Genomic DNA, 12,536 nt, shown 5'->3' with positions numbered 1-12,536 from the left:
GCCGGGGGGCCAACCGGGGGCGGCGTTGGCCGGCGCAACCACGTCCTGGTCCCCCACACCCCTGGGGTGGGCCCTGTTCGCCGCCCCTGTCGACTTCCTGCGCACACCGCAGCTGCCGACCTGGAGGGAATATGTAGGTCGGTCTACAGATTTGTCCCCCGGCGCGCCGAGAACCCCGGCAGGGCAGGCCCGGGGACAGAACCATCCCGCCAGCGCGCACAGGAAGTCGGACCCGCCGACTTCCTGCGCACACCACGACCGCGGGCCCGAGAGGAATATGTAGGCCGGTCTACAGATTCACCCCCCGGCGCGCCGAGAACCCCGGCAGGGCGGGCCCGGGGACAGAACCATCCCGCCAGCGCGCACAGGAAGTCGGACCCGTCGACTTCCTGTGCGCACCACGGCCGCGGGCCCGAGGGGAATATGTAGGTCGGTCTACAGATTCGGCAGGCAGGTTCGGGCGCGGGGCTGTGCCGGGTGGGGTGGGGGGTCGGCGAGTTGGGTGCGCAGGCGTAGCAGGGCGTCGCGGATGCGGGTCTTGACGGTGCCGAGGGGGGCGCCGAGGGCTTCGGCGGCCTGGGCTTGGGTGCGGCCGCCGTAGTAGACCAGCAGCAGGCATTCGCGCTGGACGTCGGTGAGGGTGGCCAGGGCGCGGCGGAGCCGTTCGCGTTCCCGGCCGCGGTCCAGGTCGCGTTCGACCTGGTCGGCGACCTCGTCGAAGACCGGGGTGTAGGCGCGCAGGGCGGCGGTGCGGTCGCGGTCGGCGGCGGCCTGGGCGGAGCGGACCCGGTCGACGGCGCGCCGGTGGGCGAGGGTGAGCATCCAGGGCAGGACCTCGCCGCGCTCGGGACGGTAGCGTGCCGCCTCCCGCCACACCTGGAGGAACACCTCCTGGGTGACCTCCTCGGCCTGGGCGTGGTCGCGCAGCACCCGCAGCACGAGGCCCAGGACGGTTCCGGCGGTGGCGGCGTACAGCTCCTCGAAGGCCCGTTCGTCGCCGCCGGCCACGCGTGCCGCCAGGGTGCGCAGCCCGGCCTGCCCGCCGTCGCCCGGGGGTTCGCTGCCGGGGGGTTCGGTGCGGGGAGTCTCGCCTGCCGGGGGCCGGGGCGCCGGGGGCCGGGCGGCCGGCCGGTCGATCAGTGCGTGCACACGGCGACCGTCTCGGAGCGGCCACCGCCTGGGCTACTCGCATCGTTTGCGCATCGTTGTGCCCGCGCGTGTGCCCGCGCGTGTGCCCCCGGGCTGCCGTGGTGGTCCGGCCCGTCCGGCCTCGAAGCGTTGTGAGCCGCGTCACTTTCGCGGTGGCGGTGCAGCAGGGCGGTGCCGGGGTCCGTCATGGGGGCGAAGGTGACGGCGGAAGAGTGAGAAGAGTGAAGAGAGCGAGGGCGGCGGGTGAGGCTGCGCAGGGCCAGTCCCGGGATCGACTTCGTCGAGTTCGTACAGCAGCGTTCGGGCGCGCTGTTCCGGACGGCGTACGTGCTCACCGGGGACGCGCACACCGCGGAGGACCTCGTCCAGGAGGCGTTGGAACGGTCCTGCCGCAACTGGCGGCGGGTGGCGGCCGCGGAGGTGCCCGAGGCGTACGTGCGCCGGATCCTGGTGAACCTGGTCAACGACCGGTGGCGGCGGCTGAGCCGCTCCGGTGAGCGGCCCGGCGCGGCGCCCGGCGCCGAGCACGCCGACCCGCGCGACGCCTACCGGTCGGTGGAGTTGCGCGCGGAGCTCGTCACGGCGCTGCACACGCTGCCGATGGGGATGCGCACCGTGGTCGTCCTGTACTACCTCCACGACCTGGGGGACCAGGAGATCGCGCAGACGCTGGACATCTCCCCCGGCGCCGTGCGTTCCCAACTCGCCCGCGGCCTCGCGAAACTGCGGGCCGCACTGCCCCGGCAGGACGTCCCGTCCGCGCCGCCGACCTCGCGCGGAGGTGCGTGATGACCCGCTTCCCGTCCCACGATCCCGACCCCGGCCACCCTGCCTCCGCCCCCGACCCCGACTTCGACAAGGAACTCCTCGCCGCCATGACCGCATTCGCCGACAACACCCCGGCCCCCGCCATCGACGCCCTCGCCATCCGGCGCACGGTGCGCCGTCGCACCGTGCTCAGCGGCGCGGTGGCGGCGGCCGCGGTGGTCGCCATCGGCACGGGTGCGGCACTGCTCGCGCCGGGTTCGGGCCCGTCGCCCTCCGGTGGCCTGCCCGCGGGCCCCGCGAACGCTTCGGCGCCGATGTCCTCCGGCGCGCCGTCCCCCGCCGGGTCCGCTCCCGCGCCCGGGCCGTCGATGGCCTTCGGCACCCCCTCCCCGGTGATGCAGCCGACCGACGGGGTGCAGGTGAGTGTGCCGCCGGTCGTCAACCTGGCCAAGGACGCGGCCGTCAGGGCGCTGGAGGCGGCGGGACTGCGCTACGAGATCCACGAGTTCACCGACTGGAACGTGCCCGCCGGGTCGGTCATCAACTCCGAGCCGCAGGCCGGCCACACCGCACCTGCGCACTCGACGGTCCAGGTGTTCGTCTCCAAGGGCAGGCCGGGCCGCTGACCGGCGCCGACATATCCAACACCGCTACGCAGGAGGCAAGTTGACGATATCCCCCGACCTCCCGCCACACGGGCGGCGAAGGGGTCGGGCGAGGCCGTGCGCAGCAGGGTGGGCGGGCCGTGGACTGGGCCCGTGGACTGGGCCGGCCGGGTGAGGAGCGACACGGTGTCGGGCCCCTGCCCCCGCCCCCCCTGCTGCGGGCCCCACCTGCGGCGATCTAGGGTGCAGGCATGATCTCCTCACCGATATCCGGCCCCGACCAGGCGATGCGGGTGCTGATGGAGGGCAATGCCCGTTTCGTCGCGGGCAGCCCGGAGCACCCCAACCAGGACGCCGGGCGCAGGGCCGCCCTCGCGCCGGCGCAGCGGCCCTTCGCGGTGCTGTTCGGCTGTTCGGACTCCCGGCTGGCGGCCGAGATCATCTTCGACCGGGGGCTGGGCGACCTGTTCGTGGTGCGGACGGCCGGGCACGTCACCGGGGCGGAGGCGCTGGGCAGCATCGAGTACGGGGTGAGTGTGCTGGAGTGCCCGCTGGTGGTGGTACTGGGGCACGACTCGTGCGGCGCGGTGGGCGCGGCGATCGAGGCGCTGGACCAGGGGCGGCTGCCGGGCGGCTTCGTGCGGGACGTGGTGGAGCGGGTCACCCCGAGCGTGGTGTCGGCCCGGGCCGCGGGCATCGAGGACCCGGACGGGATCGTCGACGAGCACATCCGCCAGACCGTGGACCTGCTGCTGGAGCGTTCCCAGCTGCTGGCCGCCAAGGTGGCCGAGGGCTCGGCGGCCGTCGTGGGCCTGTCCTACCGGCTGCGCGACGGCCAGGCCCGTACGGTGGCCGCTCGCGGTGCGGTCAGCGCCGCGTTCTGACCGTCGGCCCGTACGGGTGCTGAACCCGCCCGTACGGCCGAACCGGCGCGTAGGGCCGGCCAACGTAGGGCCGTCTGCCCCCGCCGGGGCCGGGAACGCCGGGGGCCGGGAACGCCGTGTCCGATCACCGCCAGCGCCCTCTCCCGGGCGGGGGCAGAGTCGGAGGCCGGCAACGGTTTCCCACTCAAGGACGGCATTCCCGTGCACAAGGCCACCGATCTCAAGGTCCTCTACTTCGGCACCCCGGTGGTGCTGATCAGTTCGCGCAACGAGGACGGCGGCGCCAACCTGGCGCCGATGTCCTCGGCGTGGTGGCTGGGGCAGTCCTGCGTGCTGGGCCTCGGCAACACTGCCCAGACCGCTGTCAACCTGCGGCGCGAGGGCGAGTGCGTGCTCAACCTGCCCTCCTCCGGGCAGGTGGACGCCGTCGACGCCCTCGCGATGCTGACCGCCAATCCGGATCTGACCGAGCGCCGGCGCCAGCAGGGCTACCGCTTCGAGCGGGGCAAGTTCGCCGCCGCCGGGCTCACCGAGCAGCCGTCGGAGCTGGTGCGGGCGCCGCGCGTCGCCGAGTGCCCGGTCCAGTTGGAGTGCCGGTTGGAGGCGGCCACGCCGCTGGCGGGCAACCCGCAGTGCACCGCTTTCGAGGTCACCGTGGTGCGCGCGCACGTCGAGGAGCGCCTGCTCGTGCCCGGCACGGACCACTACGTGGACCCGCTCGGCTGGGATCCGCTGATCATGAAGTTCTGCGAGTTCTTCGGCGACGGGCGCCGGCTCGCCCCCTCCCGCCTTGCCGAGGGTTGGCAGATGCCGGGCCGCCTGCCCGCCAGCGTCCGGGCCTGACGCCCCGCCGCAGGTCCGCGAGCCCCCGCCGCCCGCCCGGCCGCCCGACGAGCCGCCCGCCTACCCGACCACCCAGCCGAGCAGCCGTCCGCCCGGCCGACCGTCCGTCCGTCCGTCCGTCTAGTCGGCCGCCGCGGCGGGCACCAGGTCGTGGAGCAGGAAGTGGAGCTCGGTGTCGTCCGTCGACTCCATCCACAGCCCGTCGGCGTCGAGCACCGAGGCCGCGACCACCCGTGCCTCGGCGACGAGTTCGGGGTGGGAGTCGAAGCCCGGCCACGGCAGGACGGGGAAGTCGTTGTCCTCGCCGAAGCGCCGTACCTGTTCGATGTCGCCCAGGACGGCGGGCGGCAGCGACTCGTTCGCCCAGGACCACAGCCAGGTCTGCCGGGCGAGGCTGACGCTGCCGATCATCGTGAGCCGGCCGGTGAGGAACACCTCGCTCTTGCGCGACCACTTCCTCTTGCGCGACCAGGTGATCCGCGCGTCGTCCATCGACCAGTGGTACTGCACGTCACCTGACAGTCCGAAGCGCTCGACCATGAGGGCCTGCCGCGCGCGGGCACGTTCGCGGGCCGCGATCACGACGCCCTCCCACCGGGAGTGGTCGTGCTTCGAGTGGTCGTCCACCGTGCCTCCTCGTACGGAACTGCCGGCAAGATCATCCCATCCGGCCTGCTGCTCCGTCCGGGCCCGTCGGCCCCACCCCGGCGTGATCCGGAAGAGAGCCCCTACGCGCTGGCGCCGCAGGAGTCGCAGATGCGGGTGGCGGGCAGTTGGAGGAAGCAGGAGGGGCAGATCGCCGGGGGGCGGGGCGGGGTGGCGGCGGCCGCCTTGCGGTTGACGGCCGCTTGCAGGCGCGGGGCCAGGGCGGGGGTGCCGCCGTCGGCGGGCAGTTGGGCGCCGAAGTGCCGGTAGCAGGCGAGGCGGGCGGCGGCGGCGTGGTGTTCGCGGTCCATGTCCGCTGCGAGCGGCGGCTGTCCGGCCACGGCCAGTACTTCCTGGTAGCCGACGCCGACCATGCCGTCGGTGGAGTGGACCACCAGTGCGGTCAGCGGCGGGTCCCCGCGGCGGTGTGCCTCGCGCACCACCAGGGCCAGGACTTTGCCGATCCAGGTGCGTTGGTGCACCCGGGTGCGCACTCCGGCCGCCTCCTGGACGGTCTCGGCCAGTTCGGAGTAGGTGATCACCGCGTGGTAGCGGCGGGCCACGTCCACCAGGGCCGGGTAGGCGGCCCTGGTCCAGGCGACCTGGGCCTGGGTGGAGCTGACCGCCGAACCGTCCGCGACCCGCCAGTAGCCGCGCTGTTGCTGTTCCATTCGACCGCCCCTGAAACCTCGTCCGCCGGCCCCCGCCGGGAGCGAGGCTACCCCGCCCTGTGGCGCCCCGGGCCGCCGGGGGCTTGACTTCAAGTGCTGTTGAAGTCGTCGAATAGTCCCGACCGCAGCCGTACGGGCATCGCGGTCGATGCCCCGCCCGTACGGAACGACCCGGGTCCGGGGCCGCCTGCTTCCCGATCGTGCCGCAGGCGGCCCCGGCCCCGTCGTCGTCCGCCGGCCCACCACCCGCCACGGGGCGCAGGCCGGGCGTCACCAGCAGAGCCCGGGCCGGGCGTCACCGGCAGAGCCGCACGGCGGGCTCAGGCCGCCGCTTCGGCGAGGGTGTGGGCGACGAGGGCGTTGGCGTGGCCGTGGCCGAGGCCGTGCTCGGTCTTGAGCCAGGCGACGAGCTCCATGTGCTTGCCGAGCGGGGAGGCCCGGATGAGGTCCTTCCACTCGGCGACGGGTCGGCCGTACTTCTTCTCGATGGACGGGAAGTAGCTGGCAGGGCCCTTGGCGGGGGTGGCGGTCATGGTCGGTACGCCCTTTCGGGAACGGATGCGGTCGCGGTCTACCCAGGTAGGACCGCGACCGCATCGTCAACTCATCGCCCAGCCAAAGTGATCTGCGTCACACTCCGACCTTGCGCTTGGCCCGCCGCCGGGCGACGGGGGCGAGGGCGGGGTCGGCGTTCCAGGCGGCGACGGGGTTGCCGAGCCAGCGGGTGGTGCCGGGGACGTTCTCGCCGCGCATGACCAGGGAGGCGGGGCCGACGGTGGTGCCGGCGCCGAGGGAGGAGTTGAGCAGGACGATGGAGTGCGGGCCGGTGGTGGAGCCGGGGCCGAGGTGGACGGGGCCCAGGCGCATGACCCGGTCGTGGAAGAGGTGGGTCTGCAGGACGGTGCCGCGGTTGACGCTGGCGCCGGCCTCGACGGTGACGAGGTCGCTCTCGGGCAGCCAGTGGGTCTCGCACCACACGCCGCGCCCGATGTGGGCGCCGAGGCTGCGCAGCCAGGCGTTGAGGTAGGGCGTGCCGGTGATGGTGGAGCCGCCGAAGGGCATGGCGAGTTCCTCGACGAAGCTGTCGTAGAGCTCGTTGCGCCACACGAAGGTGGACCACAGGGGGTGTTCGGCGACGCGGAAGCGTCCGACGAGGAGCCACTTGGCGGCGGTGGTGACCAGGCAGGCGATGAGGGCGGCGCCGATGAGGACGAGGCCGGCGGCGGCGAGGGCGCGCGTGAGGCCGTAGTCGTCGCGCAGTTCCTGGAGGGTGGCGAGGACGAGGTCGCCGAGGAGGGCGGCGAGGACGATGGGCAGCAGGCGGCACAGTTCGACGCCGGCGCGGGCCCACATCAGGCGCCGGGGCGGGTTGTAGGTGCGGGCGTCGCCGCCGGCGGCCGCGACGCGCGGCAGGGCGAAGGCGGGGCGGCCGAGCCAGGAGGAGCCTTCGGGGGCGTTGACGGGGGTGTCGGACAGGACGCCGACGAGGGAGTTGTCGGGCAGTCGGCGGCCGGGGCCGACGATGCCGGAGTTGCCGACGAAGGAGCGGCGCCCGACGTGCGAGGGGCCGATGTGCAGCCAGCCGCCGCGCAGTTCGTAGGGGGCGACGAGGGTGTCGTCGGCGAGGAAGGCGCCGTCGTCGACGCGCATCAGGCCGGGCAGGGACAGGACGGTGGAGGCTTCGACGCGGCGGCCGACCTTGGCGCCGAGCAGGCGCAGCCACACCGGGGTGAAGAGGCTGGCGTAGAAGGGGAAGAGGGTGCGCCGGGCGGTGTCGCTGAGTCGGGTGACGGCCCAGGCGCAGTAGGCGACGCGGCCGTGGGCGGGGTGGAAGCCGGGGCGCAGCGGGATGGACAGGAGGCGGACCATGATCGCTATCAGCGTGGCGTGGCACACCAGGGTGAGGGCGGCCAGCGGGATGGTGGCGGGCAGGAGTTGGAGGAGGGCCGCGGTGAGGGTGCGGTCGGTGTCGACCATCGTGAAGACGATGGCGAGCGCGGGGAGGGCGGCGATGATCGGCAGGAGGCCGAAGACGGTCAGGCCGACGCCGTAGGCGAGGTTCCAGAAGCGGGAGCGGGGGGTGGCGGCGGCTGCGGGCCAGGTGGTGCGGGCCTCGGTGGAGGGCCGGGCCGGGGAGCCGTGCCAGTGTTCGCCGGCGGGTACGGCGCCGGTGACGCAGGAGCCGGGGGCGATGTCGGCACCGGCGCCGATGCGGGCGCCGGGCATGAGGGTGGAGCGGCCGCCGATGCGGGCGCCGTCGCCGATGTCGATGCGGCCGAGGTGGAGGGTGTCGCCGTCGAGCCACCAGCCGGCGATGTCGGCTTCGGGTTCGACGGTGGCGCCGGCGCCGATGCGGGCGAGGCCGGTGACGGGGGGCAGGGTGTGCAGGAGGACGCCGGTGCCGATGCGGCAGCCGAGCGCGCGGGCGTAGCGGCGGGCCCAGGGGGTGCCGGCGAGGGCGCCGACGCCGAAGAGGGTGACGGCGCGTTCGGCGGCCCACAGTCGCAGGTGGGCCTGGCCGCCGCGGGGGTGGCTGCCGGGGCGCAGGCCGGCGGTGAGCAGGCGGGCGGTGCCGGCGGCGAGGAGGGTGCGGCCGGGGGCGCTGTAGAAGAGGAGGAGGCCGGCGGCGACGGGCCACCAGGAGCTGTGCGGGGCCCAGCTGAGCTGGTTGCCGATGAGGTTGTCGAAGGCGGTGAGGGCGAGGATCCAGCGCAGTCCGGAGATGCTGAAGACGCCGAGCAGGATGAGGGTCTGCCACAGGCCGGCGCTGGCGGGGGTGCGGCGCACGGTGCGGACGGGGGTGGGGGTGTGTGCGGCGCCGCCGGTATAAGGGGGGCCGGCGAGGTTGTCGAGGTAGTCGGCGAGGTCGCCGAGGACGGGGTGGGCGTAGAGGTCGGCGACGGAGACGCCGGGGTGGCGGGTGCGCAGTTCGGAGACGAGGCGGGCGGCGGTGAGGCTGGAGCCGCCGAGGGCGAAGAAGTCGTCGCCGTGGCCGGGGGCCGTGCCGAGCATGCTCTCCCAGCGGCCGGCGAGCCAGCCGGCGGTGCCGTCCAGGGGGGCGGCGGTGCCGGGGGTGGCGGTGCCGGTGGTGGCGAGCGGCCAGGGCAGGGCGTTGCGGTCGACCTTGCCGGAGGTGCGGGTGGGCAGGGAGTCGACGAGGGCGAGGACGGGCACGAGCGGGGCGGGCAGGCGTCCGAGCAGGTGCTGGCGGGCGGCGGTGAGGTCGGGGGTGGTGCCGGGCTGGGCGACGAGGTAGCCGATCAGCAGGTCGGCGCCGGCGGGGCTCTTGCGGACGGCGGCGGCCGCGGCGCGGATGCCGGGCAGGGCCTGGAGGGCGGCGTCGATCTCGCCGAGTTCGATGCGCCGGCCGCCGAGTTTGATCTGGTCGTCGGCGCGGCCGACGAAGACGAGGCCTTCGGGGTCGTTGCGCACGAGGTCGCCGCTGCGGTAGACGCGCGGGGAGGCGAGGGCGGGGTGGGCGCTGAACTTCTCGGCGTCCTTGGCGGGGTCGAGGTAGCGGGCGGTGCCGATGCCGGTGATGAGGAGTTCGCCGGTCTCGTACCAGGGGACGGGGTGGCCGGCGGCGTCGACGACGGCGATCTCCCAGCCGTCCAGGGGGGTGCCGATGCGTACGGGCTGGCCGGGGAGCATGCGGGCGGCGGTGGCGACGACGGTGGTCTCGGTGGGGCCGTAGGTGTTCCAGAACTCGCGGCCGGGGGTGGCCAGGCGCTCGACGAGTTCGGCGGGGCAGGCCTCGCCGCCGACGATGATCAGGCGCACGGCGTCCAGGCACTCCTGCGGCCACAGGGCGAGCAGGGTGGGGACGGTGGAGATGGCGGTGATGCGGCGCTCGACGAGCCAGGGGCCGAGGTCGGTGCCGGCCTTGACGAGGGAGCGGGGGGCGGGCACCAGGCAGGCGCCGTGGCGCCAGGCCAGCCACATCTCCTCGCAGGAGGCGTCGAAGGCCACCGACAGGCCGGCCAGGACACGGTCGCCGGGGCCGAGCGGCTGCTGCCGCAGGAAGAGGCGGGCCTCGGCGTCGACGAAGGCGGCCGCGGAGAGGTGGGTGACGGCGACGCCCTTGGGGCGGCCGGTGGTGCCGGAGGTGAAGATGACCCACGCGTCGTCGGCGGGGGTGGGCCAGACGGGGTTGCCGCGGGGCCCGGCCCCGGAGCCGGGGGCGAGCCGGCGTTCGGCGCCGAGGACGGCGCACACCTGGGCGTCCTGCCAGATCATGTCGGCGCGCTCGTCGGGGTCGTCGGCGTCGACGGGCACGTAGGCGGCGCCGCAGCGCAGCACGGCCAGGATGGCGACGTACAGGTCGGCGGTGCCGGAGGGGATGCGCACGCCGACCCGGTCTCCGGCGCCGATGCCGTGCCCGGCGAGGACGCCGGCGAGGGTGTCGACCTCGTGCATGAGGGCGCGGTAGTCGAGTACGGCGGTGCCGGTGTCCAGCGCGGGTGCGTGCGGGTGGGCGTCGGCGGTGGCGGTGACGATGTCGAGCAGGCTGCGGGGGTGCGCGGGCCGGACCGCCGGCCAACCGGCGGCGTGAGCGGGCCCGGGACGGTTCAGCGTTCCCGGGCCTGCCATGTCCTGGCGTGCGTCCATAAGGAGTGTCCTCGGCTGGGAGTAGTCATTAAGGATGAATGCGGGGAGTCACCTTGCGTGGTGCCTCACTCACCATGACTCCACTGGGAGCCCGCTGGATGCCGTGGAGGTGGAGTCAAAGGAACTTTTCATTTTCGGCGACATATGGGGGCATCAGGGAACGATTCGAAAGTCATTTCGGGGTTTTTCGATCGCTTTCGGCGGCGAAGGGTAATCGCCGGAGGCAGGAGGCATATGACGCGAAGGCGAAGAGTGGTCTACGCCATAGCGGCGGGGACGCTACCGGTAGTGAAAGCGGACCCGCCAGATCTGGAGGTTTAGCGATGATGGTGGCCGGATCCCGCCGGTGGCCCGCGGGGGGCGGGGGCGGCGCGGCCGGTAGCGCGGAGGGCGGCGCGCGGCTCGTCTGGTACGCGGCGTACGCGTCGAACCTGCACGCCGCCCGGCTCGCCTGCTACCTGCGCGGCGGCCGCCCCGACGGCGGCGCGCACACCTGCCCCGGCTGCCGCGACCACCACCCGCCGCGCCGGGACGTGGCCGCGACGCTGCCCGGCACGCTGTACTTCGCGCGGGAGTCGGCGGTGTGGGGCGGCGGCAGCGGCTTCTACGATCCGGAAGCACCGGGCGAACTACCCTGCCGCGCCTACTTGATGACGGTCAGCCAGTTCAGCGACATCGCCGCCCAGGAGATGCGCCGCTCCCCCGGCACCGACCTCGACCTCACCCGCACCCTCACGCACGGACGCGACCGGCTCGGGCCCGGCCGGTACGAGACGCTGGTGCACGCGGGCGAGTTGGACGGGCACCCGCTGCTGACCTTCACCGCCCCCGAAGGCCTGGCCGGCGCCGCACTCAATCCACCCTCGGCGCCCTATCTGCGCACCCTGGCCGCAGGCCTGGCCGAGTCCCACGGCTGGAACGCGCGCCACTGCGCCGACTACCTGGCCTCCCGCCCGGGCGCCGCCGGGCACTGGACCGCGGCGGACGTCCTGGCCGCACTGGGCGGTGGTCTGGACCTTTAGGTCCCGTTCACCCCGTGGTGACCGTACGGTGACAACTGCGTGGGTTCCGGCCACATCAGGCAAAGGAAACGCCAGGCCACCGCACGGACGGCCCGGCGCCTCCCGCCGGCGGCTGGCGGCGGGAGGCGCCGGCCACTCGGCGGCTTCGTCAAAGGCGGTTTTAAGATCGCGCCCTTCAGCTTGAGCGTTGGCCATGGAGGAGGAGGGGGACGGCGCGGTTGGCGAGCGCTTCGGCGGCGCGGGCCGCCTGGGCGGGGGCCATGACGTCCGGGAGTTCGTGGGCGCGGACGAAGCGGGCGCCGAACAGTCCGCTGCGGTGCCGGGGCGGGACGGTCAGGCGGACGTCGTCATGCACGGTGCCGCCGTCGAACACCAGGTTGAGGCGCTCCAGGTAACGGTCGGCGGGGGTGAAGTCGACGGCCAGGACGTCGGCGAGGCGCAGGTTGAGGCCGGTCTCCGCGTGCAGGTTGCGGGCGGCGGCGAGGTGCGGGGGCTCGTTGGGCTGGGCGGCGCCGCCGGGGAGGATGAGGCCGTCCATGTAGTCCGGGTCCACGAGCAGGACGTCGCCGCGCGGGTTGCGCACGAGGACAAGGCAGCCGAGCCGGCACACGGGCGGCTTGGCGAGGAGGCGAGGGTCACGCATCGGGCGGTTCACCTTCTGAGGGCGGCGAGGAGTACGAGGGAGAAGCCCGCCCACCACAGCAGGCGGACCAGGAGTTCAGCCGTCACGCGTCAGGCGCTCGTAGCGCAGGCCCTTGCGGAGCAAGTCGACGACCCGCAGGAGTTCGGACGGACGGGCGCGGCCCAGGCCGATGAGGTAGCAGCCGGTCCTGCGGCCGTGCTCCCAATCCACCTCCATCGACGGCAACTTCACCCCGGCCAGGGCGAGGACCGTGGTCAGGTCGTCCAGGACGTCGGCCGCCTGCCGCCGCTGGTCGGCGGTGGCGCGGTAGACCTTCTCCCCCATCACGCCCCCACCTGCCGCCGCACCTCGAACCCCCGCCACGCACTGAAGGCGGCGGAGAACGAGGAGAAGGAAGCCAGCTCACCCGAGGTGCCGCTGCGCAGCCACTCCCCCGTCGTCTCGTTCCGCACCCGGTAACACCGGCCCTCCGGGTCCCACCGCACCCCGTAGCCGTGGAGCTTGATACCAGCAGTCACCTTACGACTCCTCTCTGTGTTCGTACGGAGAGGTTCTCGTGGTGGCCACGCAATCAACAGGGACGGAACGTCCTAGTTTTGGGATCTAGTGCTGCTCTGCGGAAGTTCGTGGAGGGGTGTTGATCAGATAGCCAGTCCGCTGAGGTAGAGGCCGCCTGCGCAGTCGAGGGCTTCTTCCGG

At 73.8% G+C, this 12,536-nt stretch carries 13 protein-coding genes; 5 read left to right on the top strand and 8 right to left on the bottom strand.

Annotated elements, in window-relative coordinates; all coding sequences use genetic code 11:
- Positions 1–435: 435 nt before the first annotated feature.
- Positions 436–1,029: an ECF RNA polymerase sigma factor SigK gene (sigK, locus tag ACFVHI_RS36225; protein ID WP_380346267.1), complete on the bottom strand. Its 594-nt coding sequence runs from the start codon at positions 1,027–1,029 to the stop codon at positions 436–438.
- Positions 1,030–1,398: 369 nt separating this feature from the next.
- Here sigK and ACFVHI_RS36220 point away from each other — a divergent pair, with 369 nt between their 5' ends.
- The 4 genes from ACFVHI_RS36220 (at position 1,399) to ACFVHI_RS36205 (ending at position 4,249) form a co-directional block, all read left to right on the top strand.
- Positions 1,399–1,938 carry a SigE family RNA polymerase sigma factor gene (locus tag ACFVHI_RS36220; protein ID WP_380346265.1) on the top strand — a complete coding sequence of 180 codons (540 nt, stop codon included), beginning with the start codon at positions 1,399–1,401 and terminating at the stop codon, positions 1,936–1,938.
- A complete protein-coding gene (locus ACFVHI_RS36215) occupies positions 1,938–2,543 on the top strand; it encodes a PASTA domain-containing protein (RefSeq protein ID WP_380346263.1) in 606 nt (201 codons plus the stop codon). Before ACFVHI_RS36220 ends, ACFVHI_RS36215 begins: the two co-directional genes overlap by 1 nt.
- Before the next feature lie 230 nt (positions 2,544–2,773).
- A complete protein-coding gene (locus ACFVHI_RS36210; RefSeq protein WP_380346261.1) occupies positions 2,774–3,406 on the top strand; it encodes a carbonic anhydrase in 633 nt (210 codons plus the stop codon).
- Between the two features lie 201 nt (positions 3,407–3,607).
- Entirely contained in the window at positions 3,608–4,249 is a 642-nt protein-coding gene (locus ACFVHI_RS36205) for a flavin reductase family protein (protein WP_380346260.1), read from the top strand.
- 120 nt (positions 4,250–4,369) lie between these two features.
- On the opposite strand, the gene ACFVHI_RS36200 is transcribed toward ACFVHI_RS36205, so the two are convergent.
- The 4 genes from ACFVHI_RS36200 to ACFVHI_RS36185 form a co-directional block, all read right to left on the bottom strand.
- Positions 4,370–4,876 carry a DUF6882 domain-containing protein gene (locus tag ACFVHI_RS36200; protein ID WP_063352908.1) on the bottom strand — a complete coding sequence of 169 codons (507 nt, stop codon included), beginning with the start codon at positions 4,874–4,876 and terminating at the stop codon, positions 4,370–4,372.
- Positions 4,877–4,977: 101 nt separating this feature from the next.
- Positions 4,978–5,565: a hypothetical protein gene (locus tag ACFVHI_RS36195; protein WP_063352909.1), complete on the bottom strand. Its 588-nt coding sequence runs from the start codon at positions 5,563–5,565 to the stop codon at positions 4,978–4,980.
- A 320-nt stretch (positions 5,566–5,885) separates the two neighbouring features.
- Positions 5,886–6,098, bottom strand: a complete 213-nt coding sequence (locus ACFVHI_RS36190) for a DUF4287 domain-containing protein (protein WP_063352910.1) — start codon at positions 6,096–6,098, stop codon at positions 5,886–5,888.
- A gap of 97 nt (positions 6,099–6,195) precedes the next feature.
- A complete protein-coding gene (locus ACFVHI_RS36185; RefSeq protein WP_380346257.1) occupies positions 6,196–10,173 on the bottom strand; it encodes a Pls/PosA family non-ribosomal peptide synthetase in 3,978 nt (1,325 codons plus the stop codon).
- Between the two features lie 323 nt (positions 10,174–10,496).
- On the opposite strand from ACFVHI_RS36185, the gene ACFVHI_RS36180 reads away from it, so the two are divergent.
- The gene (locus tag ACFVHI_RS36180; RefSeq protein WP_380346255.1) at positions 10,497–11,195 is read left to right on the top strand and encodes a histone deacetylase; all 699 of its coding nucleotides are present in this window, start codon (positions 10,497–10,499) and stop codon (positions 11,193–11,195) included.
- A gap of 175 nt (positions 11,196–11,370) precedes the next feature.
- Here ACFVHI_RS36180 and ACFVHI_RS36175 read toward each other — a convergent pair whose 3' ends face one another.
- The 3 genes from ACFVHI_RS36175 to ACFVHI_RS36165 form a co-directional block, all read right to left on the bottom strand.
- Positions 11,371–11,838 (bottom strand): NUDIX domain-containing protein, encoded by a 468-nt coding sequence (locus ACFVHI_RS36175; protein ID WP_380346253.1) that lies wholly within the window; start codon positions 11,836–11,838, stop codon positions 11,371–11,373.
- 75 nt (positions 11,839–11,913) lie between these two features.
- The gene (locus ACFVHI_RS36170; protein WP_380346251.1) at positions 11,914–12,162 is read right to left on the bottom strand and encodes a hypothetical protein; all 249 of its coding nucleotides are present in this window, start codon (positions 12,160–12,162) and stop codon (positions 11,914–11,916) included.
- Positions 12,162–12,356 (bottom strand): hypothetical protein, encoded by a 195-nt coding sequence (locus ACFVHI_RS36165; protein ID WP_380346249.1) that lies wholly within the window; start codon positions 12,354–12,356, stop codon positions 12,162–12,164. The genes ACFVHI_RS36170 and ACFVHI_RS36165 overlap by 1 nt, the downstream gene beginning before the upstream one ends.
- Positions 12,357–12,536 lie beyond the last annotated feature (180 nt).

The sequence above is a fragment of the Kitasatospora sp. NPDC127121 genome (assembly GCF_042677305.1).
In the GTDB taxonomy this organism is placed as follows: Bacteria; Actinomycetota; Actinomycetes; order Streptomycetales; family Streptomycetaceae; genus Kitasatospora.
This window is presented reverse-complemented; position numbering and strand designations above follow the sequence as displayed.